We start from the raw sequence: 22745 nt of genomic DNA, 5'->3' as shown, positions 1-22745 counted from the left end.
GCCGGTGGTGTCTGATGACTGACGGAACTCACCGCTGCTGTGCCGAACGTCGCGCCGGCGATCCGGCGCTGACGGCTACCGCATCGGCAACGACGATCGCGCCCAGTGAGACGCCCATCCCGCGCCGCTGGAGCCCGCCGATCGGTGGATCGTTCGTGATAGGCTCCGACGACAAGCGTTTTCCCGATGATGGCGAAGGACCAGTGCGCAGGGTCAATGTCGCTACTTTCGCAATCGCTTGCTATTCGGTGAGCAATGTGCAGTTCGCGGAGTTCGTAAGGCAGACTGGCTATACCACGGACGCTGAACGCTACGGTTGGAGCTTTGTGTTTGAGGGTTTGCTGTCGGACAACGCGAAGCGTGAGCCGCTAAATCGCGCAGCCGAGACGCCGTGGTGGGTCGCGGTGTCGCACGCCTATTGGGCGCAGCCCGAGGGACCACACTCGACCATCCTCGGCCGGAGCGACCATCCTGCCGTGCATATTTCCTGGAATGACGCCAAGGCTTACTGCCAGTGGTCAGGGACCCGATTGCCCACGGAAGCCGAATGGGAAACGGCCGCCCGCGGCGGGCTCGAGCAGGCCACCTTTCCCTGGGGCAATGAGTTGACGCCCGCGGGCGAGCATCGCTGCAATATCTGGCAGGGAAATTTTCCCCACCTCAATACGATGGAAGACGGCTATCTCGGCACCGCGCCGGTCCATGCCTTTGAGGCGAACGGCTACGGCTTACACAACGTCGCCGGCAATGTCTGGGAATGGTGCGAAGATACGTTCTCGCCCCGATACCATCAGGTTACGGCGGCCGAAGATCCTTTCCACAATGCCCCAGCTCCCAACCGCTCGCTGCGCGGTGGTTCTTTCCTCTGTCATGATTCCTATTGCAATCGTTATCGCGTGGCGGCACGAAGCTCGAACACGCCAGACAGCTCTGCGAGCAATATCGGTTTTCGCGTCGTCCGCACCGGGTGTTGATTGCACCATCACTTTTATCGCAGATTTAGAGCATCTGATAAGCTTTTACCGAACCCTGTCAGCGAGTTAAGCTGATGGCATCTTGCTCGTCAGTCCCGAACAAACTCAGTTTGCATCGGTCTTGGACGTCGAGCGGCCCGAGACATCAGCACCGTTCGTCTGACCCGATTAATCACTTCATCTTCGCCTTCAGCCCCAGCTCTACGAGCCGGCGAATGGCTTCGGGGCGGCCCGGCAGGTCGTCCTGTTTGCGGCGCCAGGCATCGGAATGACGGATCCAGCTTTCAGATCGGCGTGTCCCGAGCCCTGCGGATGGCATCCAGCGGCGGGCTCGCCCTCGTCTAGCAGCGGCAGCATTCGATCTCCAGCCAGCCGCACCCGCCGTTGAGGCACTGAGCGATCGTCGGACTTTGCTGCGCTGGCCCGCCATAGCCTTCCATGCGGACTGACCATGCTTCCGCCTCGGCGCGATCGGCCGCACGGGTGGCTTTCCTAGCTTCTTGGCGGACCGTCTCGGCGCGCACCTTCGCGCCCATGACGCGGCCGCCCCATATGACCTCACGCTTCTTGGTGCTCATGGTGGCAATAACAGCGTCAGGAACGGCTATGGGCAATCCTCTAAGCGCCAGGTGTGCTAGATGGGCGGATAATATTAGGCTCGTCTATTTTGGAGATTTGATATCGATGTTGTAAAATGCTTCCATTAGCCAGCGACCATCGCGTCGAACGAAAACCTCCATAAGACGCGTTCGGCTTACACCGTCAGCAGCTAGGGGTGCCCCGCTTGGCGTGGCCTTCAGGCCATGTATTTCATTGTCAATATCGACCACCGCCACGTCGTCAGTAATGAAACGAAGGCGTCGAATGACTTGCTTCTTCGTAGTGCCTTTGAAGATGCCGCCGAGAATTTGAAGCTGTCTTTGGCAAAAAACCTCTTTGCCAGACATGTCAGCCCCCGACGTGTTGAACGCCGAGATGTCTGGCGCTGCAGATTGACAAAACCGTGCTCCGTCGCCTGCGTCCCATGCAGCAACTTGGTCTGCCACAATGGCACGAATAGCAGCTTCTTGGGGTTCATCTTTAGCGTTTGCCGAAGACGACATAACTGTTGCAAGCAAGGTCAGTGCAAAAAGATTTTTGATCATTGCCAAACTCCGAACGTCCACTGTCGATTTCAACGCCTATTTTCATAGGCTAGCATGTTTCTTCACGCAGCCAATGCCAAGTAGTCGCGAGAACTAGCTGCTCATCGCGCCTCAGCCGCTTTACCTTGGTCAAGACGCTTCGATCCGTTCCGGCCAATGGTAAATTAGGAGGGCGCACAACAGTTACTTGGTGTTGCGTTTGGGTAACCCATGCTCCGCTCTCTAGCGCTAATGTCCGTCGGCTTTAGGAGACAGGCGTATGGATATTTATCTAAGTACGAGACGTGATCTGCTCGTTGTGAAGAAGGGGTGCCCGATGCCGCCCGTTGCGGCGCTGGCAAAATGGCGCAAGAGCAAGAAGAGGGTGGCAAAAGTCAGCGAGGAAATCAGATCAGCTCTTCAGACGCAGGGCTATTACATGCGAAAGGTGAGACACTTGCATATGGATCGAAACTAGCGAACCACCGATGTATCGCGGCGGCTTTCGATAATGTGCCGAGGACGAAAGGGCCGGAAATAACGATTTGGTGCGGGCCAGCGACTCGCGATGAGGCCCGATTGTAAGCGTGCAGGCGTCGCAATCATGTTTAATGGCGCGATAGAGCCTTGTCGCTCCGTCATTCACCAGGATCCCCGCGGAAGTCAGCACCTTGCCCGCCGGGCGGATGTAAACGTCGCGCTGTTGATCGTAGGCGAAGTCTTCGCGCGAGAACGTCCGATCCGCGCGGGCCGACTTGTCGAACACCGGAATTGCAGCTTGATCGCCTGCTCGCTGACTCGCCATCCCAGAATCTCCGCCGAGCCATAGGCACTATCGGGGGCCCAAGCGCTCGGGACAGAGAAGGCGCTCTTCAGCACGCTCAATCATTGTGCGTGCCCGCCGACTTCTGCCTGCCGGATCGCTCGCGTCGCCTCGACGTCGATGATGATCGCGACCATCAGGTCGATGAGGTAGTTGTTGGCGTAGGCAAAGAAGGCATGTCCTTTGTGAGCGCCGGTCCATTGCGCTGCCGGCCCTTCCGGATAAAGCCGGAGAAGAGCGGCGGTCGTGACGAGCACCATTAGCTCTCGTGCCGCGCCCGCGGTCCAATCCTCAAGATCGTCTGAGTCTTCTGAGAAGCTTCTGAGGGGACCACATCGTTCCGAAGAGCGGGCGGCCCCAGGGCTTGCCTTCGACAAATATTGATCTCCCGGTGCACGCGCCGTGCACAAACCGCCTTCTAACCGATTGAAAAACTTGAACTCTTTGCATCAATTATAGACGGCTCTACAAATGTTTTTATGATTTTTCATATGTTGCATCCAAAGAAATACGAATGTAATAGACTTGCGGTGCCACGGCGTTGGCGCAGGAACCCCGGTGCAAGGCGGGTGGTTGATGAGCCGAGCTCTTTTCGTCGATGGCGCAAACAAGGCGCGGGTAGCGCAGTTCAATCTGCGGGAGGGACGCGCGGGCGAAGTCCTCATGGACGTCGCCTCAGTCGGCCTCTGTGGCAGCGATCTGCATTATTTCAAGGACGGCGGTATCGGCGCCACGGTTATCAAGGAGCCCTTTGTCCCCGGGCACGAGTTCGGCGGCTACCTTTGTGAAGACGTGGAAGAGCTCGGTCTCACGCGCGGACAACTCGTTGCCGTCGACCCGAACAAGGCGTGCGGTCAGTGCGACTGGTGCCGTGAAGGCCATCACAATCTGTGTCCTAACGTTGAGTTTATCGGCGCTCCCCCATTCGATGGCGCAATGACGGAGCGTATCTGGGCGCCTCGATCGCAGCTCGTTGCACTGCCGGTGAGCTTCGACGCGCTCGATGCCGTGATGCTGGAGCCGCTCGGCGTGGCAATTCACGCTGTCAAACTCGCCAAGCCGCGCATGCTGGAGCGTGTGGCCGTACTAGGTTGCGGTTCGATTGGCCTGCTCATCATCCAGGTGCTGAAGGCGACCGGCGCTGGACAAGTCCTCGCCTGCGATCCGCTGGCGCATCGCCGTGCAATGGCCGAAAGAATCGGCGCGGACCGGGTTGGCGAAACCGCCGCCGACCTCATCGAATGGTCCAAAGGCGGTTGTCCTCTCGTGATGGAGGCGACGAATTCGCCGTTCGGCTTCCGCGACGCCGTGACCGCGACACGCATTGGCGGACGCGTCGTGCTTGTCGGCATTCCGGACGGCGACATCTACGCCTTGCCGGCCGCGGATGCGCGTCGCCGCGGCCTCAACATCAAGTTCGCGCGGCGGATGGGAGACGTCTATCCGCTCGCCATCGAGTTCCTCGCAGCGGGGAAGGTCGACGTGCGCTCGATCGTCACCCATCGCATCGGGCTGGAGGAAACGCCCGGCGTGCTCACGGCGCTCGCCGAGAACGCACCGGGCTATGTCAAGGTTCTCGTCGATTTGAAGAGGACATGACCCGACGCCGGACTGACACGTAGCTGACGATAGATAACAAAAAGGGAGGATCACGATGAGAAAATGGCTTCTGGCGACGCTTAGCGCGCTCGCTATCACCGCAGGTGCCGCCGTCGGCGACCCCACCCTTGCCCAGGCCGAATGGGCGCTCGACAAAGCAGCCGCGCCTTACAAGGGCACCGAGATCAACATCATCTTTCTCGATCGCCCCGGCTACCGCGCCATCATCAAGCTGTTGCCCGAGTTCGAGAAAAAAACCGGGATCAAGGTGAACTACGAGATCGTGCCCTACGAGAACAGCCGCGAGAAGCAGGTGCTCAACTTCAGCTCGAAGGGCGATCTGACCATGGCACTGGTCGATCTCGTCTGGATCGGCGAGTTCGCAGAGAATGGCTGGATCGCTCCGATTGAGACGTTCACCAGCGACGCGTCAATCACCGACCCCGGCCTCAATCTCAAGGGTTTCTTCCCGCTGCTGCTCGATGCATTTGGCTCATGGGGCGGCAAGGTCTACGGCCTGCCCTTCGACAACTACTCGGGCCTGCTCTTCTACAACAAATGCATGCTGAAGGACGCCGGCTTCGAAAAACCGCCCGCGACCTGGGAAGAGCTCTACACCACTTACGCTCCGAAGCTGACCAACCCCGAGAAGAAACAATATGCCTTCGCCCTGCAGTCGTTGCGCGGCGAGACGCAGTCAGCCGACAGTTTCATGCGCGTGCTCTGGCCTTTCGGCGGCTCCCTGCTCGACAAGACGTTCCATTCGAACCTGATGTCGAAGGAAAGCCAGACTGGCTTGAAGTTCCGCCAGGACCTGATGAAGTACATGCCGCCGGGCGTCGTCTCCTATGACCACGTCGAGGCGGTCAACGCGTTGGCCCAGGGCCAGGTGGCGATGATCACGGAATGGTCGGCCTTCTATGGCACGCTGACCGATCCGAAGACCTCCAAGCTCGGCGATTGCCTTGCGGTCGCACCTGAACCCGCCGGACCGGCCGGCCGTCTACCCGCGCTCGGCGGCTTCTCGCTCGCCGTCGCGTCCCAGGCCAGCCCGCAGCAGCAGAAGGCGTCCTGGCTATTCATCCAATGGGCAACCTCGGAGGATATCGCCCGCGCCTATGTCGAGGCGGGTGGCGTCTCCGGGCGCAGCTCGGTCTACGAACAAGCGGACATCAAGGCGAAGTACAAATTCGTCGAGCCGATGGTCGCCTCCTGGCAGAAGGGCGTTCCGGAGTTCCGTCCGCGCTTTCCGGCCTGGGCCTCTATCTCCGAGATCGTTGCCGAGGTCGGCTCGAAGATGATGCTCGGCGAAGTCTCGACCGAAGACGGCGCCAAGCAGATCGGCGCGCGTATGGAAAACATTCTCAAGAAGGAAGGCTACTACGACGGCAAGAAAGCCCTGCGGCAGTGAGCCGCCCAACAGCGAACGCGTTTTGCACGCGTTCGCTGTCCTTGCTCCAGGCATTCGCAACCCGGATGCTCCTGCTCGGAGGCCAAGTCATGACGACGCTCTATCGCGCCGCACTCGACGAACTCAGATGCGTGTTCGACCGCATCGATGAGAGCGCCGTCGACCGGGCCATCGACGAGATTGCAGGCGCGAAACGCATCGCGCTCTACGGCGTCGGCCGTGAGGGGCTGCAGATGAAGGGATTCTGCATGCGCCTATTCCACCTTGGCCGCCAGGCAGCTATGGTCGGCGACATGACGACGCCGCACCTTGGGACAGGTGACTTGCTGATCACCTCGGCGGGACCGGGCCATTTTTCAACCGTGGCAGCCCTGATGGGCGTTGCGCGCCGCGACGGTGCCCGGTCCCTGGTCATCACCGCTCAGCCGAACGGTCAATGCGCGCGCGCGGCCGATGCCGTGTTGTCGGTCCCCGCGCAAACCATGGCCGACGATACTGGCCCGTCAGGCTCGGTGCTGCCGATGGGGTCGCTTTTCGAAGGTGCCCAGTACATCCTGTTCGAGATCATGATCCTCCGGTTGCGGGAACGCCTCGGAGTCACCCCTGAGGCGATGCGCGCTAACCACACGAACCTGGAATAACCTCTTGACGTCGGTACCGCAAAATCTGTCCACGCAATTGGCGTCGCCTGACGCCCGCGGCGCGCGGCGCCATCACCCCGGCTATAGCCGCTGGATGCCGTTCTTCTTCCTCGCGCCGGCGGTCATCGTCCTGTTCTCGATCGGCATTTATCCGACCCTCTTCGCGATCGCGACCTCATTCCGGCGCTACAACATCACGCGGCGCGCCGACCTGCAGGACGGTTTCCCCTTCGTCGGTTTCGACAATTATTTCGCCGTGCTCCACGACAGGGGTTTCTGGGACAGCCTTCTGCTCACCGGCAAGTTCTATCTGAGCGTGGTGCCGGTGCAGATCGCGCTCGGCATTTTGATCGCGCTGATGCTACATCGGCCAGGTTGGGGTCTCTTGCGCGCGATCACCCGCGTTTCGCTGGTGGTCCCGCTGGCAACGACCTATGCCGTCGTGGGGTTGATAGGCCGCCTCGTCTTCAATCGCGATTTCGGCGTCGCCAACCAGTTCATGAGCTGGCTCGGCGTCTCCTCATCCGACTGGCTTGGTAATCCGACGGGAGCCTTTGTCGCAATCGTCGTAATGGACATCTGGCAGTGGACGCCGTTCGTCGCGCTGATCTTCCTCGCGGGCCTGTCGATGGTGCCGGTCGAGATCGAGGAAGCCGCTCGGCTTGAGACGAAGAGCCCCTGGGCCCTGCTCCGCTACGTGCAGCTCCCCTACATGCTGCCGGGTCTTACCGCAATCTTGATCCTGCGCTCCGCTGACGTGCTGAAGCTGTTCGATACGGTATTCGTGATGACGCGCGGCGGGCCTGGCGCTGCCACTGATCTCATCTCGATCTATGTCCAGCGGGTCGGCTTCAAGGTCTTCGACCTCGGGTTGGCTTCCGCACAGGCGATCCTGCTGCTGATACTCACCATCGTGCTCAGCCGCCTCTACATTCACATCTTCTATCGGGAGATCGAATGATGGCCGCAACACGGATTCGCTCGCTGCTGCACGCGCTAGGCCTGCTCGTCGTTCTCGCCTTCGCTCTATTTCCCTTCTACTGGATGATCACATCCAGTCTGAAGGACCAGACCGAGCTGCTCGCCTCGCCGCCTGTCTGGTTCTTCCGTCCGACGCTTTCGAATTACATGGACATCTTCGCCGACACGAAGGTGACCACGGCAGTCCTCAATTCGCTAATCGTTGCGGTCTCGACCACGCTGTTGTCCGTCGTTCTCGGCACGCCCGCGGCCTACGCCCTTGCGCGTTTCGAGTTTCGCGGCAAGGCGGATCTCTGGTTCTGGTTCATCTCGAATCGCATGATCAGCCCGATCGTGCTCGCGCTGCCGGTTTACCTGCTCTCAAGGCAGGTCGGCCTATTAAATACGCACCTGGTGCTCGTGCTGATCTATCTCACCTTCAACCTTCCGATCGTCGTCTGGATCTGTACCGACCAATTCCGCTCCATTCCACCAGATCTGGAGCAGTCGGCGCGGCTGGAGGGCGCATCGCAGTTCGACATATTCTGGCGCATCTACCTGCCGCTTGGTCTACCCGGCGTCGCTGTTTCCGCCATCTTCGCCTTCATCTTCTCCTGGAACGAATTGCTCTATGCGCTCGTGCTGATCACAAGCCAGGGACTCAAGACCGCTCCAGTGGTGGCCACGAACTTCATGTCGGGCTACGAGCTGCCCTGGGGAAAGATCATGGCGACAGGCACGGTGATCGTGCTGCCGGTGACGGTCTTTGCAATGCTCGTCAGCCGACACATGATACGCGGACTGACCATGGGCGCGACCAAATAACGGGAATCCGAGGCCATGCCGTTCGGCGTGAATCTTTCTTTCTGCGTCAAGCGCTGGGTAACGCCTGAGCTCTGGGCCCCGCTGGTCCGCGAAGATCTCGACCTTGATGTCGTTCAGCTGTCGTTCGATCTCGTCGATCCGACCTGGCCCGACGATCTACTGGTATCGCTTGCCCGTGACATCCGTCGATGCACAGACGCGACTGGCATCAACGTGCATAGCGCTTTCATCGGCCTTGCTCACTACACGTTCAACCAACTGCTGCATCCCGATCCTGGCGTGCGCGATGTCGCAGAAGCCTGGCTGCGGCGCGCTTATCGTTTTGCGACTTGCGCCGGCATCGTGCGTGTCGGCGGGCCGCTCGGCGCGATTGCCGCGCGCCGCGACGGTCGCGAGGCCGACGCCCTGCCCCGCGCAGACTATCAAGACTTGATCGCGCGCATGCACAAATTGGCTGACGCCGCAAAGGCCGAAGGGCTCGTCGAACTATACGTTGAGCCTACGCCGATGCGGCGCGAGTGGCCCTGGACGGTGGATCAGGCGCTCACGATGGCCGCCGACCTCAAGACGTCGGCGGTGCCGTGGAAGTTCTGCCTGGATTGGGGCCACGGGACGTTCGAGCCGCTCTACGGAAGCTACCGGGCCGGCATGGCCGACTGGTTTGCGGCGCTCGGAGCCAATGTCGGCGTGATCCATGTGCAGCAAACCGATTTCCAATATGACCGGCACTGGGATTTTACCGAGCCCGGCCGACTCGATCCCGTTGCGATGGCTGCCCAGCAAAGGGCGCACGGACTCGGCCAAACACCTGTATTTCTCGAGGTCTTCTATCCCTTCGAGCGCGACGACGCTTCCGTGCTTGAGGCGATCAAGCGGTCGGTTGCACTTCTAAAGCCGGCGTATGCGTGAGGGGACCGTGAGCGACACACCCAACAGAGACATGACGACAATGCGCATAAACGCCGAGGACCTGACTGAAGCGCAAATCCAGGCACGAGCCTGCTGGTACTACTATGTCGGCGCGATGACGCAGCAGGAGATCGCCGATCGGCTGGGGCTGACGCGGCTCAGGGTCAACAAGATTCTCGGACAGGCTCGGCAGGACGGGCTCGTCAGCGTCGAAATCAAGCTGCCACTCGCCAATTGCGTCGCGCTGGAAGAGAAGCTGAAGGCACGCTTTGCGCTCGATGATGTTTCCGTGGTGCCGACCTTGCCCGATCCCGACGCACTGCAGCAAGTGGTCGGGGAAGCCGCGAGCACGATGCTTCATCCCCTGCTGAAAGATGGCATCGGCCTCGGTGTCGGCTGGGGTCGCACGTTGAGCGCCGCTGCGCGCGCGCTTAAACAGCGACGATTCGCTCAGGGATGGGTGACTTCGCTGATGGGCGGCCTGACACGCGGTGCCGGCACCAACACTTTCGAGGTCGCGACCGAGTTTGCGCGCCTGATCGGCGCCGAATGCTACTATGTCGCCGCACCGATTTATTGCCCGTCGGTCGAGAGCCGTTCGATGCTCCTGACCCATTACGGTCTCGCGGACGTAATGCGCCGAGCGCGCGAAGGCCAGATCGCGCTTGTGTCCTGCGGCGACCTGACGCCACGCTCGCTGCTTGCGTCGACCCATATCGTGAGCGAAGCGCTGGACGGGCTGTGGGAGGCCGGCGCGGTCGGTGACCTGCTCGGAACATTCCTCGACGAATATGGCCGGCCGGTCGACCACCCTCTCAACTCCCGCGTCATGGCCCTAAGCCCACTGGAACTGAAGGCATACCCGATCTCCATCCTGGCTTCGGGCGGAGTACCCAAGGCGCCGGTGATCCGAGGCATTCTGAACGCGCGCTATGTGCGCTGTCTCGTCACCGACGAATCGGCGGCGGAGGTGCTGCTGCAATGAGCCTGCTTCTGGCTATCGATGTCGGCACCCTGTCGGCTCGCGCCGGCCTGTTCGATGCGTCGGGCCGGCTGGTGACAGCACGCAGTCATCCGTTCGAGCTGCTGCACCCGGCGGAAAACCACGCCGTCTATCGAATGGACGATATCTGGGCGGCAGTGTGTGCCGCAATCCGGGCAGCTGTCAGCGAAGCACCGGGAGCGGCGGCTGCGATTGCGGGCATTGCTGTCGACGCGACCTCCTCCACTTTTTTCGAGGCGCAAGGTGAACGGCCGCTTGAAGGCGATGCGGACGTCATCTGCTGGATGGACCATCGTGGCGAGCGCGAGGCCGAGGAGATCGAGGCGTCCGGCGACCGCTATCTCGATCATGTCGGCGGCACGGTCTCCCCGGAGATGTATTTGCCCAAGATTCTGTGGGTGAAGCGACACAGGCCGGAGGCCTGGGCGCGCATCACCGCTGTACGCGATCTCTCGGACGAAGTGGCCCGTCGCCTGACCGGCGTTGATCGTCACTCCGTCTGCGGGCTTGCCTGCAAGTTTCCCTACCTGCCCGCTGATCCCAGCCCGTGGCGCCGCGAACTGCTGGCAACGCTCGGTCTGCCCGATCTTCTGCAGCGCGGCAATCTCGCCGAGCCGCCGGGCCGAGTCGGCGAAGTCCAAGGGACGGTTTCCTCGGAGGCGGCGCAGGCGCTCGGCATCGCGCCCGGCACTCCGGTCGCGATCGGCCTGATCGACGCGGAAGCAGGCGCTCTCGGCGTCGCAAGCCGCGGATTTCGCGACAAGATGAACCGCTCCTTGGCGCTGATCGGTGGCACGTCAACCTGCTACATGTGCTGGGCGGAGGATGAGCGGCACGTCTCCGGCATCTGGGGGCCTTTCAAGGACGCGGTATTTCCCGGCTATTGGATGCACGAGGCCGGAATGAGCATCTCGGGCGCTGCGCTTGACACCGTGCTGGATCAGCATCCCGCGAGCCCGGGCAAGGCTTCGCCGGAGCGGCATGCGGAGACCGCCCGCGACATCCTCGCGCTGCTCGATCTAGAAGGCCGCGCCTTCGCCGCACGACGGCATATCGTACCCGACTGGCTTGGCAATCGCGCGCCCTATGGTGATGGGACGGTGCGCGCGCTGGTCAGCGGCATCGGCCTGGAAACGAGCCCGCGCTCCTTCCTCGAACACTACTACGCGACGGCCCGCGCGCTCGCGCTGCAAAGCCGGCACATCCGCGAGCATCTAAACGCGCATGGTTATGCGATCGATCGCGTGTGCCTCTCCGGCGGACACGCCAAGAACCCGCTGATGGTGCGCCTGTATCGCGATGCGCTTGGCGCGGACCTCGTGATCTCCCATGCACCCGAACCGGTGCTGCTCGGCACTGCAATGGTCGCCGCCGTCGCCGCCGGGCTGCATCCGGATCTGTTCGCCGCGCTCGACGCCATGGCGCCGGAGCAAACCATCCACACGGCAGATCCAGCATGGGCGATGGCCAACGACGTCGCCTATTCGACCTACCTGAAGCTATTCGCAGTCCGCAACGAAATCGAGGCCGAGGGTCGGCGGCTGGCTGGCCGTCCCTCCGCGTCCACAGGAGTATTCTGAACGCGATGTCCTTTCTCAAACTCGACAAGGTTGTCAAACGCTACGGATCGATCCCTGTAATCCACGGCGTCAGCCTGGAAGCGGAAAAGGGCGAGTTCGTCGTCTTCGTCGGCCCGTCGGGCTGCGGGAAGTCTACGTTATTGCGCATGATCGCGGGCCTCGAGGAGATCTCCGCAGGCGACGTCTCGATCGACGGCCGGGTCGTCACGAGCGTTGCGCCGGCCGATCGTGAAGTATCGATGGTGTTCCAGTCCTACGCGCTCTACCCGCACATGAGCGTGTTCGACAACATCGCCTTCGGCCTCAAAATGGCAAAAATGCCCGCGGACCAGATTATCGGCCGCGTGGACGAAGCAGCTAACATCCTTCAGATTGGTCCGCTGCTGTCGCGCAAGCCCCGCCAACTCTCCGGCGGCCAGCGGCAACGCGTCGCGATCGGCCGGGCGATCGTGCGTCACCCGAAGCTGTTCCTGTTTGACGAACCGCTTTCCAACCTCGACGCGGAATTGCGAGCGCAAATGCGCGTCGAGATCGCCCGGCTGCACCGCAATCTCGGCGTCACCATGGTCTATGTGACCCACGACCAGATCGAGGCAATGACACTCGCAGATCGCATCGTCGTGCTACGCGCCGGCCAGATCGAACAGGTCGGCTCGCCGAGCACGCTCTACGATGAACCGGCCAACCGCTTTGTCGCGGGCTTCATTGGCTCGCCCAAGATGAACTTCATCGAGGCCAGGATCGGCGATGTCGCGGACACAGCGATCACCCTCTCACATCCAGCCTTTGTCGGAGGAGAGCTGACCGTCGAGCGCGCGCCGCAACGTCCAGTGTCGCCGGGCGCCCCCGTCACGGTGGGGCTGCGGCCCGACAATCTCACGATCGGTGACCCCAACCCCATTCTCAACCTAACCGCGGATTTCTCTGAAAATCTCGGCGGCCACACCCAGGTCTATGCCACTGCGGCCAACGCGCCCCAGATAGCGATTCTCGCGAGCGGACGGCCGGCCGTCGTTCGCGGAGTTACGCTGCCGGTCGGCCTTGCCTCGGGGCGGGTTTATCTGTTCGACGCCGACGGGATTGCGATCTGAATGCAGCACCGCGAGGAAGACACAAGAGTGGGAATCTGACGTGACCAGCCATCTCGGTATCGACATCGGCACCTCGTCGGTCAAGGCGGTCCTCATCGGCTCGCGTCAGAATCTCATCGCCGAAAGCTCGGCACCGCTCGAAGTCGACCGGCCCCGCCCATTATGGTCGGAGCAGGAACCGGATAGCTGGTGGATCGCGACCCAGAGCGCGATCTCCGCCTTGGCCGCAGCGGCGCCGCGCGAATGGAACGAACTCGCCTCGATCGGCCTTTCCGGGCAACAACACGGCGCGACGTTGCTCGACGCCGCCGGCAAAGCGCTGCGGCCCTGCATTCTCTGGAACGACGGACGCTCAGGCGCCGAATGCCGCGAATTGCTCGACAGCGTGACGGACTTCACGACACGCGCCTGCAATACCACGATGCCGGGCTTCACCGCGCCGAAGCTGCTGTGGGTCGCGAAGCACGAGCCGGAGGTGTTCGCGAGAACGGCGATGATCCTCCTGCCGAAGGACTATGTGCGCTTCCGCATGTCGGGCGAATATGTTTCCGAGATGTCGGACAGCGCCGGCACGCTATGGCTCAACGTCGCCGGGCGTCGATGGGACGCCACCCTGCTCGCCGCCTGCGGCCTGACGGAAGCCCAGATGCCGCGCGTCGTCGAAGGCTCGCAGGTCTCGGCCTTTCTCTCGACGCAGGTTGCAGCCGAATGGGGACTTGCGGGCCGTAAAATTCCTATCGCGGGTGGCGGCGGGGATAACGCCTGCTCCGCCGTCGGCATCGGCGCGGTGCGCGCCGGCGACGGTTTCCTCTCGCTCGGGACGTCCGGCGTCATCTTCACCGTCACGGATCATCCGGTGGCTCTGCCAGAGCGCACGCTGCATGCCTTCTGTCATGCGCTGCCCGATCGCTGGCACGGCATGACGGTGGCCCTCTCGGCGGCGGCAGCACTGTCCTGGATTGCCAGGATCACGGGCGCCGGCGGCGACATCCCGGGATTGCTCGCGCGTGCGGAGCGCTTCGCGTCAGAGCCGGAGCGGCGCGCCCACGCACCGGTCTTTCTACCCTACCTGACCGGCGAGCGAACGCCGCACAACGATCCGCATGCGACCGCCGCATTCGGAGGGCTCTGCGCCGATCACGGTCCCGAAGCGCTAGTCTACGCCGTCCTCGAAGGGGTTGCGTTTGCGCTGCGCGACTGCCTTGACGTGCTCGTCGACGCGGGCGCGGCGCCGACCTCCTGCCTGATGGTCGGTGGAGGCTCGCGGAGTTCCTACTGGGCCCAGTTGCTGGCGGATGCGACCGGCCTTACTCTCGACGTGCCGAACAGCGCCGAGCTCGGTGCGGCCTTCGGTGCGGCACGCCTGGGCATGATCGCGGCCGGCGTCAGCGAGCAGGAGGTTTGCATCAAGCCGGCGATCCGTGCGAGCTTTTCGCCTGATCGCGCCGCCATTCCCCTACTCTGCGAGCGCGCAACGCGGATGCGGGCGATGTACCACAACGACCCGGGAGGATGAGCTTTGCTTAAAGGCGACCATCCACTGAATGAAATCGCGGAGTACCTCTGGCAGTGCGGCAACCCGTTCGTTCAACCCGTGCCCTATCGACAAGCGGATGTGGCTGCATGGTTGAGTGAGAGAGCCAGCCACCCAAAAGAGCCGGTCGGAATTCATCGGAGGCGCAGCATGCTGAAATCCATCGATCCAATCCTGAACGCAGACATCCTCTACGCGTTGCGCGCCATGGGCCATGGCGACGATCTCGTCGTCTGCGACACCAATTTTCCTGCCGACGCGGTTGCTCGTCAGACTGTGCTGGGCCGGCTGCTCCGCATTGATAACGTCAGCGCGAGCCGCGCCACACGCGCCATTCTTTCAGTCCTGCCGCTCGATTCCTTTGTCGAAAAGCCCGCATTGCGGATGGAAATCGTCGGTCAGCCCGATGAGATCCCGCCCGTGCAGTGCGAGGTGCAGAAGGAGATCGATGCCGCCGAGGGGCGTTCCTTGCCAATGGGATCGGTCGAGCGATTTGCCTTCTATGAGCGCGCGAAGAATGCCTATTGCGTAATTCAGACCGGCGAGCGCCGCTTCTACGGCTGCTTCGTCTTCAAGAAGGGGGTCATCGCTCCCGACGCAACCTAGCCTACCAAATCAACAAAGCCGCGAAAAAGCCGTGAAGAAACGAAACCTTTGCACCGTCAAACATCAGTTCCGTAACAACGCCGGTCCGTTTCACGGCCAGCCGCTGCCGCGAAGATGATTTCTGCAGGTCGCATCGCCGACCGGTGCACAGGGAGCTGCAGAACCAGCCGTAAGCCATCGCCATAAGAAAATAGGGAGGTTACGCAATGAAACTGCAAGGACACGATCAGCATTCCGTAATGAAGCCGAATCGGCGTACCGTCCTTAAGGGAGCAGTCAGCGCCGCTGCTTTGGGGACGACAGGCGCGCTCGGCTCGTTCTCCGAACATGCCTTGGCGCAGAGCAATCTGCGGTCGCAGATCTCACAGATTCCAGGCGTTGGAAAAGGCGCGCCAACCGATGCCGATTGGCAGAAGGTGGGCGAACTCTGTCTTGGCCCGACCAAGGCCAGCGTCAAGGAAGGGGAATTCAAGGGCGTCGAGCTCTCCTTCATGGGACTGAACAACCAGAATCTGCACAACCTGCTGTTCCGTGGCTTCCTGAAGCCATGGGAGGCCTATACAGGCGCGAAGATTTCATGGATCGACCTTGCTCAGGCGGACTACAATCCGCGGCTGCAGCAAGCGATCGCGACCGGCACAGTCGATTTCGACATCCTCGAAATGGGCGCTCCGTTCGAGGGAGACGTGTGCGGCAAGGGGCTGGCGTCGGAGATGCCGGACTGGGTCAAGAAGCAGATCGATATCGATGATTATGTCGACTATCTGAAGCCGCCGGTCGGAACCTGGAACGGCAAGACCTATCGCGTCACGATCGACGGGGATTGCCACAACTTCAACTACAGAACCGACTATTTCTCCGACCCCGCTCTCGCCAAGGCCTGGAAGGACGCCGGCAATCAAGGCGAATGGGGCGTGCCCAAGACCTGGCAGCAGGTCCAGGCGGTCACAAAATTCCTCAAGGGCAAGAAGATCAAGGGCCAGAACGCGTTCGGCTACCTCGATGCGCCCAAGCCCTGGGGTGGATTCGGTTTCTATTTCCTTGCCAGCCGCGCCTCAGCTTACGCCAAGCATCCGGACGACAAGGCCTGGCTGTTCGATGTCGATACGATGAAGCCGCGCATCAACAATCCGGCCTGGGTTCGCGCCATCCAGGACGTCATCGATGCGCTGCCGTCCGAACCCGCTGATCAGCTCAACGCGGACCCCAACACCACCGGCTTCCAGCAATTCCTGGCCGGCATCGGCTCGATGATTCCCTGGTGGGGAGATATTGGCCAGGTGGCGAAGGCGAGCGACACCTCGGTGGTCGGCGATGTCGTTGGCTTCGACATCCTGCCGGGGTCGGAAGACGTCTACAATTCCAAGACAGGCAAGTGGGACAAGCTCGCAAGCGGTCCGAATCATGCGCCGAACTGCGCCTATCTCGGTTGGGGCATCTACGTCATGGCAAGGGTCGCGGGCGACGAGCGCAAGCATAAAGCGGCCTGGAGTGCCGCAGCGCATCTCGGCGGCAAGGACCTTTCGCTGTGGATGGTCATGTATCCATCAGGCTTCCAGGCGCACCGGACCAGCCACTTCAACTTCGATGAGTGGGTAGCGGCGGGCTATGACCGGAAGTACATCACGTCCTATCTGAACTCGCAGCTTTCTTCCTACAACCACCCCAATCGCGCGGTCGAACCGCGCATCCCGGGTATCTTCCAGTATTACAGTATCGCGGAAGACGAACTGACCAAGATCTTCGCCGGCAGAGTCGACGCGCAGACCGGCGCAAACAACATCGCTGCCGCCTGGGAAAAGCTGACCGACCAGATCGGCCGCGAGAAGCAGATTGCACTCTATAAGGCGTCCCTCGGCGTGTAGCTTCCATCCGGCTTCCGCCTCACACTTCGGCTGGCGCCGCGTTGAGCGCCAGCCGAGACGCCTTCCTTACCGGTTCAACGTTGAAATTGATGCGTTGCTACTCTGATGCAGATTTCATCACCGTTAGCTGAATCCAAGGTGGACGATCGGCACAAGCCGGCGTCTCGGCACATCCTTGCCGGTCGAAGGTACGTTGGGCGCGTGATCGTCGTGCTGGCCTCGCTGGGATTGCTGCTCTTACTCATGGTCCAGCTTCTGCACGCGATCGGTGTGACGACCATAGGCTTTGCAGATTGGCGCCCCGTCCTTGTTGCTTACCTGCTTTGGGCCGTTGCGATCGGAACCGGCCTCGTGATCATCCGAGGTGAACGCGGCGCGCGGGCGCTGTTTCTGCTGCCTGCGGTCTTCTTCACCGTCGCGGTCGTGATCTTTCCGACGCTGTTCGGAATCTACATCGCCACCCTTGATTGGAATCTCAGTTCACTTGAAGGCCCGCGCTTTAGCGGCCTCAACAATCTCGTGGGACTGTTTCACGACACCTACTATTGGAACGCGCTCGGCAACATGATCTTCTACGCGATCGCGGTCCTGGCCGAATATGCGATTGCCTTTGGACTTGCCCTCCTGCTGAGCGCCCAGATCCGTGCTCGAAAGTTTTTCCGTGTGGTATTCCTGCTGCCGATGATGCTCAGTCCGGTGGCCGTGAGCTGGATGATCGGAAAGTCGCTCATGGAGTATCGGTTCGGTCCGGCGGCTACGCTGGCGCGCTATCTGGGATGGGACAATCCGGCGTTCTTTGCTTCGCCTTGGTCGGCGTGGCTGAGCATCGAGGTGATGGATGCCTGGGTATCCATTCCCTTCATCATGATCATCCTGCTCGCAGGCCTGCAGGCGATGCCAAAGGAGGTGCTGGAGGCCGCCAAGGTCGACGGCGCCAATAGTTGGCAGTCGTTCTGGCATGTCACGTTTCCGATCATGCTCCCGGTGAGCATCACCGTCCTGATCATCCGGATCATCTTCAAATTGAAGCTCGCAGACATCGTGATCAACGTCACGGCGGGAGGTCCTGGCGGCGCCACCGATACGGTGTCAAGCTTCATATATCGCGTGTACCGCGACAGGTCGAACGTCGGATATGGCACGGGGCTCGCGATGTTCTATCTTCTCATGATCATCCTGTTCCTCACGCTGCTGCTGCGCCTTTCCCGACGCTGGACGCAGAAGGCCGCGTAGAACGGATATTCCCAAGGAGTTGCCGGATTGGCCATCTTGACATCGGGATCGAAGCGCGGCCGCAAGCACGGCGCTACGGCGCGGGCCAAATTATCGCGCGTCTTGATCTATGGCGCATTGATGCTTTGGTCGTTCGTCTGCCTGTTTCCGATCTATTGGACCGTCACGACTTCATTCAAATCGGCGATCGACGTGACGCAAGGCCACTTGGTTCCCTGGCTGGACTTTCAGCCGGACTGGAAAGGCTGGCGCTCGCTCGGCCTGTCGCCTGACACGATTTTCGGAATCTCCACCGCCCGCAGCGAGTTCGTCAGCCGATTCGCCAACAGCATCATAACGTCGGTCGGCGCGTCAGTCCTGGCCCTCATTCTCGGATCGCTCGCGGCTTATGGCTTGAGCCGCTTCCGCTATAAGTTTGCGTGGATGCGCAACGACGACATCCTGTTCTTCTTCATGTCGCAGCTGATCCTGCCGCCGGTCGTCCTCGCGCTGCCGTTCCTGGTGCTTTATAAGGCGTTGTCTCTGCTCGACACCAGATTTGGCCTGATCCTGCTCTATACCTTGACGGTGCTGCCGATCGTGATCTGGATCATGCGCGACCAGTTCAATTCGATTCCGATCGAACTCGATGAGGCCGCCTTCGTGGACGGGCTTTCAACCTGGGGCGCCTTCTTTCGCATCATATTGCCGCTCGCCGTCCCCGGGATGGCGGCCGCGTTCATCCTCTCGCTTGTGTTGTGCTGGAACGAGTACTTCTTCGCGGCGCTGCTGACGAGTACGGATGCCAAAACCCTACCCGTCATGGTGGCGAGCCAAACTGGGTCGCAAGGCATTAACTGGTGGTCGATGGCGGCGCTGTCGACGGCGGCAATCGCCCCGCTCGTCATTGTCGGAATCTTTCTTGAACGCTACATCGTCAGTGGTCTGACGACAGGTGCTGGAAAATAGCCGGACGGTCAGATGGCCGTGGGCTAATCGCGGACTACATCGAGCAATCGACAAAGGTGCGCGGGACAAGTAGCTATGATCATGTGGCTACCTCGTTTGGCTGCGCAACCGACAGTAGCCCCGGCACAATGAAATCTCACGCGCTCTTCGGCCGAAACGCAACGACAGAACCCGTGTGTGATCTCCCTCGCGAATCGCTCCCTCGATAGCTCTCGCCCGAGCAGCTTGATCGAACGGCTTTGACAAGCGTGGCAGGTTAGAACGGGCTTCGATCGGAAGCTCCGCACACCCAGTACTCAGGAGGATCATCGTCCCGGGACGCTCCGCAGCTACCGCGTCAGCAAGCTGCAGGCCGGTCATCCCTGGCATGACATAGTCGGTGACAACGAGGTCGACGGTCCTCGTGCGGCGCAGGAGAGCCAATGCCTCTTCGCCCGAGCGTGCCTCGACCACTGCATGCCCAAGATCCTCCAGCATCGCCGCTGTATTCTCGAGCACCAGGAGGTCGTCGTCGACCACAGCACAAAAAGCTGGCGGCTGGCCCGAGGTATGGGTGCCAGAGCCTCCGCACGGGGTGCTGGCAGCGCCGCCTCCTCGGCTATCGGCAGCCAGATCTCGGCCGTCGTGCCCACTCCAAGGCGACTCTTCAAGACGAGCCTGCGGCCGGACTGCTCGGCAGGGCCGTGAACCGTCAACAGCCGTCGAGCGAGATCAGCGCGACTATGGTCGGACGCCGCACGAGCGCCAGGCCGAGGCAGCTCAGCATGATCCAGACCAGCAGGAAGATGCCCGCCCCGATCAAGCTTCGCTCGGTCACAACCAGAAGAATCAGCGCTGCCGCATGCAGCAGGAATCCGGGGCAAGCGCGGCAATCCGGTTGTACGGCGTCTTCGCGATGCTGCCGCCAAGGGTTGATACATCGCGGAACATGATCACCGCCCGCACCGGCCGGATTGGTTCTCGGCTCAGTCGTTGAATTTTGATCAAGGTAGCGCGTCATTTCGTCCATGATGTCCAATCTTATGCAACCATACAGACGGCCCGCTATTCCACACTGGGTCATAATTTCTGACCAGGTGACAGGCCCTGACGGAGGCTCGCATGCGACTTCTTGCGACGATCGGTGCACTGGCGATCGTATTCGGCATTGGCATTGCTGTGTTTTTCTTTGGCGGCTACTACAGCGTCGCCGGGACCGCGGAAGATCCCGCGGTCGTGACCTGGGCCCTGACCAAAGTCCGGGTCGCATCCATCAATCGCCACGCCACCGACAATCCGCCTGCCTCGTTCGGCGACAACAACATGGTCCAGGCCGGCGCCAAGGCCTATGCCAGCAACGGCTGCGCCAACTGCCACGGTGCGCCTGGGGTGATGTGGCTCAAATATTCGGAAGGGCTGCATCCCGATCCGCCCGACCTGAAGAAGGTCGCCGGCGACCTCTCCCCTTCCCAGGTGTTCTGGATCATCAAGAACGGCATCAACATGACCGGCATGCCGAGCTTCGAACTGGCTGGCGCCAAGGACGACGAGATCTGGTCGATCGCGGCTTTCGTCAAGAAGCTGCCCATGGTTTCCGAAGCTGACTACAAGAGCTGGACCGCCTCGGCGGAGCCAAAGCAGTAAGCCGTTCTAGCCTTTCTGTAGGGGTCTGCCGCCCTGCCTGGCCTGCAGCACGACGCCCCCTGACATCGCCGCCAACACGGCCCAGTAGCCGTAGCGGAAATCGGACGCCACGCCGACGCCGTAGAGGGTGAGGACGTAGACGGCGGCGGATCCGCAGACGCTCAAGACAAACGTGGCCTCGCGGGGCGGCCTGTTCCAGCCGATACCGCACAAGGCGATGCAAGCCAGCAGCCAGAAGCCAGCACGAAGCAATGGCGTCGGCGTGAGCGCGTCGAGCGCCGTACGGAGCGCGTTGAAGGCGGCGCGATGCGGGAACACGTCCTGCATCGGACGCTCGATGTCCGCGGTCCACATCACCAGGTTGTCGCCCGCGAGAAAATTCCACATGAAGGCTGAGCGGTGCTGCAGATAGGCGACGGGATGGCGCAGGACCGCCGCCAACCACGCCCTCGAGATGGCGGGGGTGCCGAACAGGCCTGTTTCGCGCTCGATCTTTCGCATCACGAAATCACAGGGCTCGAGCCGCCAGTAGATATCCCACATCGTCGGCTGGTAGCATCTATCGAGAAGCATCGCGTTCTCCGGCGCACTCCACTCGACCGGAAACTGGTTCGCCTTGGCGAAGTGGCTGATGCCGCCGAGATCGAAGATCATGACCGTCTGAAGGGGGTGCTCCCGTTTTGCGTCCAGGACACCGTAGTAGACGAGCTGCACGGCACCGAAGAAGACGAGCGCCGCGGGGATGTAGAGGATCGCGGCCCTCCGGAATGATGTCCGCGACAGCCAGATCGTGTAGGCAGCGAGAAGCGGTGCCGCCAACAGGGCGTTCGGCCGGAGCAATACGCCGAAGGCGACCAGTGCCAGCCCCAATGCCTGGCCCAACAATCTGATCCATGATTGCCGCTCGGCGGCCGCGAACGCAATCGATGCCGCGAGCAGCCAGGAGGTCGCAAACAGGACGTCACGCCAGATAACGCCGGCCAGCGCCAGCGACGGCGGCGTCATGCCTAACAATGGCAGCAGCAGCGCAACTCTCCTGCCGCGGGACACGAGCGTGAGTGAAAGAAGCCCAAACCCTAGCCAGTAGGTGACGGCGATCAGCACGAACATGCTACCGGCGCCGGGTGCAAGCGGATCGATCAGGGCCCACAGCCACACCATGACCGGGGACTGCCAATCGCCCATCGTGCCCTTCATGGCGTATTCATGAAGGTATTTGGAATCGAAAGTCATCACGCCGGGATAGAAAACCGCCAATGTCAGCGCGAAACCGATCCCGAGCAGGATGGCAACGGACGCCGTCAAAAGACGCGGCGGCGACGGCGTCGCCTCAGGCGGCCATGGCATAGATGTCACCCGAGTTTGCGGCTTGCGGCAACGCGCTGAGCCAGCGCGCGATCTCCTTCGCGCTCACCCATTCGCCGACCATCGCCTGGCTTTCCCCGAGCGCGGCGTTGAAGCGCGCGTAACCCATCGCCGCGCATTGCTCGATGCAGGCCAGCGCCACGTCTGGCTGAATGGTGGTGAACTCGAACGACAGCGCGCGCACCGCCCGAGACAGGCCGGATAGCGCTTCGGCCTCAAAGCCCTCCACGTCGATCTTGATGAAGGCGGGAACGCCGTGCCTTGCAATCAGCGCATCCAGCGTGGTGACCTCGACCTCGGCGAACTCGCTCCAGCGCTGGCCCTCCCAACCGGGCGCGCCCTCAGCGGCCGTCACGAACGCCGACGAGACCGACGACACCGTGGGATTGTCGGGATTGATCAGCATCCGCGCCCTGCCCGGCGTCCCTCCAACCGCGACCGCTTCGATCGTCACCGAGCGGTCGCGGCCATAGAGCAGCCGCAGCGTTCGCACCATCGCCCGTTGCGGTTCGATCGCAATGACGCGGGCACCAAGACGGCGAAACGAGGCCACGCGGTTGCCGACATGCGCGCCGACATCGAACACCAGATCTCCGGATGAGACGAAATTGCCATGAAGGCGGTCCATCGC

The 22745-nt window shown here is 61.6% G+C and carries 23 protein-coding genes and 1 pseudogene; 16 read left to right on the top strand and 8 right to left on the bottom strand.

Annotation, left to right across the window (positions count from 1 at the left end):
• The first annotated feature begins 14 nt into the window (after positions 1 to 14).
• The gene (locus QA643_RS10405; RefSeq protein WP_283033081.1) at positions 15 to 974 is read left to right on the top strand and encodes a formylglycine-generating enzyme family protein; all 960 of its coding nucleotides are present in this window, start codon (positions 15 to 17) and stop codon (positions 972 to 974) included.
• A 287-nt stretch (positions 975 to 1261) separates the two neighbouring features.
• On the opposite strand, the pseudogene QA643_RS10400 reads toward QA643_RS10405, so the two are convergent.
• The 4 genes and pseudogenes from QA643_RS10400 to QA643_RS10380 form a co-directional block, all read right to left on the bottom strand.
• Positions 1262 to 1552 (bottom strand): annotated as a pseudogene (locus QA643_RS10400) (hypothetical protein); the annotation flags it as partial.
• 84 nt (positions 1553 to 1636) lie between these two features.
• Positions 1637 to 2119, bottom strand: coding sequence for an SgcJ/EcaC family oxidoreductase (locus QA643_RS10395; RefSeq protein WP_283033080.1), 483 nt, complete (start codon positions 2117 to 2119; stop codon positions 1637 to 1639).
• 391 nt (positions 2120 to 2510) lie between these two features.
• A complete protein-coding gene (locus tag QA643_RS10385; RefSeq protein WP_283035117.1) occupies positions 2511 to 2903 on the bottom strand; it encodes a hypothetical protein in 393 nt (130 codons plus the stop codon).
• An 80-nt stretch (positions 2904 to 2983) separates the two neighbouring features.
• Positions 2984 to 3181: a hypothetical protein gene (locus tag QA643_RS10380; protein WP_283033078.1), complete on the bottom strand. Its 198-nt coding sequence runs from the start codon at positions 3179 to 3181 to the stop codon at positions 2984 to 2986.
• A 316-nt stretch (positions 3182 to 3497) separates the two neighbouring features.
• Here QA643_RS10380 and QA643_RS10375 point away from each other — a divergent pair, with 316 nt between their 5' ends.
• The 14 genes from QA643_RS10375 (at position 3498) to QA643_RS10310 (ending at position 19126) form a co-directional block, all read left to right on the top strand.
• Complete coding sequence (locus QA643_RS10375) at positions 3498 to 4520, top strand: alcohol dehydrogenase catalytic domain-containing protein (protein WP_283033077.1); 1023 nt, start codon at positions 3498 to 3500, stop codon at positions 4518 to 4520.
• A gap of 55 nt (positions 4521 to 4575) precedes the next feature.
• Positions 4576 to 5931 (top strand): sugar ABC transporter substrate-binding protein, encoded by a 1356-nt coding sequence (locus tag QA643_RS10370; RefSeq protein WP_283033076.1) that lies wholly within the window; start codon positions 4576 to 4578, stop codon positions 5929 to 5931.
• 89 nt (positions 5932 to 6020) lie between these two features.
• Positions 6021 to 6572, top strand: coding sequence for an SIS domain-containing protein (locus tag QA643_RS10365; RefSeq protein WP_283033075.1), 552 nt, complete (start codon positions 6021 to 6023; stop codon positions 6570 to 6572).
• A gap of 4 nt (positions 6573 to 6576) precedes the next feature.
• Positions 6577 to 7533, top strand: coding sequence for a sugar ABC transporter permease (locus QA643_RS10360; protein ID WP_283033074.1), 957 nt, complete (start codon positions 6577 to 6579; stop codon positions 7531 to 7533).
• The gene (locus QA643_RS10355) at positions 7530 to 8357 is read left to right on the top strand and encodes a carbohydrate ABC transporter permease (RefSeq protein WP_283033073.1); all 828 of its coding nucleotides are present in this window, start codon (positions 7530 to 7532) and stop codon (positions 8355 to 8357) included. The genes QA643_RS10360 and QA643_RS10355 overlap by 4 nt, the downstream gene beginning before the upstream one ends.
• Positions 8358 to 8372: 15 nt before the next feature.
• Positions 8373 to 9266, top strand: coding sequence for a TIM barrel protein (locus QA643_RS10350; RefSeq protein WP_283033072.1), 894 nt, complete (start codon positions 8373 to 8375; stop codon positions 9264 to 9266).
• A gap of 7 nt (positions 9267 to 9273) precedes the next feature.
• Complete coding sequence (locus QA643_RS10345; protein WP_283033071.1) at positions 9274 to 10251, top strand: sugar-binding transcriptional regulator; 978 nt, start codon at positions 9274 to 9276, stop codon at positions 10249 to 10251.
• Positions 10248 to 11849 carry an FGGY-family carbohydrate kinase gene (locus QA643_RS10340; protein WP_283033070.1) on the top strand — a complete coding sequence of 534 codons (1602 nt, stop codon included), beginning with the start codon at positions 10248 to 10250 and terminating at the stop codon, positions 11847 to 11849. Before QA643_RS10345 ends, QA643_RS10340 begins: the two co-directional genes overlap by 4 nt.
• A 5-nt stretch (positions 11850 to 11854) precedes the next feature.
• Positions 11855 to 12940 carry a sn-glycerol-3-phosphate ABC transporter ATP-binding protein UgpC gene (gene ugpC, locus QA643_RS10335; protein ID WP_283033069.1) on the top strand — a complete coding sequence of 362 codons (1086 nt, stop codon included), beginning with the start codon at positions 11855 to 11857 and terminating at the stop codon, positions 12938 to 12940.
• A gap of 40 nt (positions 12941 to 12980) precedes the next feature.
• Positions 12981 to 14456, top strand: coding sequence for a xylulokinase (gene xylB / locus QA643_RS10330; protein WP_283033068.1), 1476 nt, complete (start codon positions 12981 to 12983; stop codon positions 14454 to 14456).
• A 168-nt stretch (positions 14457 to 14624) separates the two neighbouring features.
• Complete coding sequence (locus tag QA643_RS10325) at positions 14625 to 15080, top strand: RbsD/FucU family protein (protein ID WP_283034765.1); 456 nt, start codon at positions 14625 to 14627, stop codon at positions 15078 to 15080.
• Positions 15081 to 15286: 206 nt separating this feature from the next.
• On the top strand, positions 15287 to 16945 hold the full coding sequence (locus QA643_RS10320) for an extracellular solute-binding protein (protein WP_283033067.1): 1659 nt from the start codon (positions 15287 to 15289) through the stop codon (positions 16943 to 16945).
• Positions 16946 to 17050: 105 nt separating this feature from the next.
• Entirely contained in the window at positions 17051 to 18178 is a 1128-nt protein-coding gene (locus QA643_RS10315; protein ID WP_283033066.1) for a sugar ABC transporter permease, read from the top strand.
• 36 nt (positions 18179 to 18214) lie between these two features.
• Positions 18215 to 19126 carry a carbohydrate ABC transporter permease gene (locus QA643_RS10310; protein ID WP_283034764.1) on the top strand — a complete coding sequence of 304 codons (912 nt, stop codon included), beginning with the start codon at positions 18215 to 18217 and terminating at the stop codon, positions 19124 to 19126.
• An 87-nt stretch (positions 19127 to 19213) separates the two neighbouring features.
• On the opposite strand, the gene QA643_RS10305 is transcribed toward QA643_RS10310, so the two are convergent.
• Both QA643_RS10305 and QA643_RS10300 read right to left on the bottom strand, forming a co-directional pair.
• On the bottom strand, positions 19214 to 19603 hold the full coding sequence (locus tag QA643_RS10305) for a response regulator (RefSeq protein ID WP_283034763.1): 390 nt from the start codon (positions 19601 to 19603) through the stop codon (positions 19214 to 19216).
• Positions 19604 to 19817: 214 nt separating this feature from the next.
• Positions 19818 to 20135: a hypothetical protein gene (locus QA643_RS10300; protein WP_283033065.1), complete on the bottom strand. Its 318-nt coding sequence runs from the start codon at positions 20133 to 20135 to the stop codon at positions 19818 to 19820.
• Between the two features lie 92 nt (positions 20136 to 20227).
• On the opposite strand from QA643_RS10300, the gene QA643_RS10295 reads away from it, so the two are divergent.
• Positions 20228 to 20749 carry a cytochrome c gene (locus tag QA643_RS10295; RefSeq protein WP_283033064.1) on the top strand — a complete coding sequence of 174 codons (522 nt, stop codon included), beginning with the start codon at positions 20228 to 20230 and terminating at the stop codon, positions 20747 to 20749.
• Positions 20750 to 20755: 6 nt separating this feature from the next.
• On the opposite strand, the gene QA643_RS10290 is transcribed toward QA643_RS10295, so the two are convergent.
• Complete coding sequence (locus tag QA643_RS10290; RefSeq protein WP_283033063.1) at positions 20756 to 22096, bottom strand: hypothetical protein; 1341 nt, start codon at positions 22094 to 22096, stop codon at positions 20756 to 20758.
• A complete protein-coding gene (locus tag QA643_RS10285) occupies positions 22080 to 22742 on the bottom strand; it encodes an FkbM family methyltransferase (RefSeq protein ID WP_283033062.1) in 663 nt (220 codons plus the stop codon). Before QA643_RS10285 ends, QA643_RS10290 begins: the two co-directional genes overlap by 17 nt.
• Between the last annotated feature and the right edge of the window lie 3 nt (positions 22743 to 22745).

It is taken from the genome of Bradyrhizobium sp. CB3481, from assembly GCF_029714305.1.
Taxonomy (GTDB): Bacteria; Pseudomonadota; Alphaproteobacteria; order Rhizobiales; family Xanthobacteraceae; genus Bradyrhizobium.
This window is presented reverse-complemented; position numbering and strand designations above follow the sequence as displayed.